The sequence below is a fragment of the Devosia sp. ZW T5_3 genome (assembly GCF_044987315.1).
Classification (GTDB): Bacteria; Pseudomonadota; Alphaproteobacteria; order Rhizobiales; family Devosiaceae; genus Devosia.
In genome coordinates this window covers 1-528 of sequence record NZ_JBJDRE010000058.1, presented here as the reverse complement: position 1 = coordinate 528, position 528 = coordinate 1, and the positions used below count along the sequence as shown (strand labels likewise).

Here is a 528-nt window from a genome sequence, read left to right as displayed (position 1 = left end):
AGGTCGGGCCACGGTGTGGGAACGAGCTCGTCCAGCGTGACGCCGAGCACTTGCGCGATGGCCATGACGTTGCGCAGCGAGGGGTTGGCGGGGCTGCCCGGCATGGACTCGCCCTTCTCGAACTTCTGGAAGGTGTAACGGGTCAATCCGGCGGAGTAGGCGACCTGTTCCTGCGTGAAGCCTCGGTCGATGCGGAGGCGATGGATGTTGGCGCCGAGTTCGCGCGCGTACTGCGTCCACTCGCCACTGGGTCGTTGTTTCGCCACTCCTCCACACTCGGTGGGAGACCTCTCCTATATAGCCTCCTTCATATGGCAAACTCGGCATGCTAGTCTCCCGTGGCCCTGCGTCTCGTCTACGTCGTGATGTGCGGGAGATCGGCGTGAATGTCTGAAGCGGGTGATGTAATCCCAGAAACGGCGTGTGCCCCGCCAGATCGGAGGGAGTCCCGCATGCATACTGAACGACCCGCCTGGCTCGCGGAGTGGTGCCCCGTCTGGTGCGGCGGCGACCATGGTGGTCAGGAAC

Annotated in this window: 1 protein-coding gene; it reads right to left on the bottom strand. The window is 63.8% G+C overall.

Features of this window, described 5'->3' with window-relative positions; translation table 11 throughout:
• On the bottom strand, positions 1–266 hold a 266-nt coding region (locus tag ACI3KW_RS23250; protein WP_404850061.1), incomplete at its 3' end, for a helix-turn-helix domain-containing protein.
• Positions 267–528: the final 262 nt, after the last annotated feature.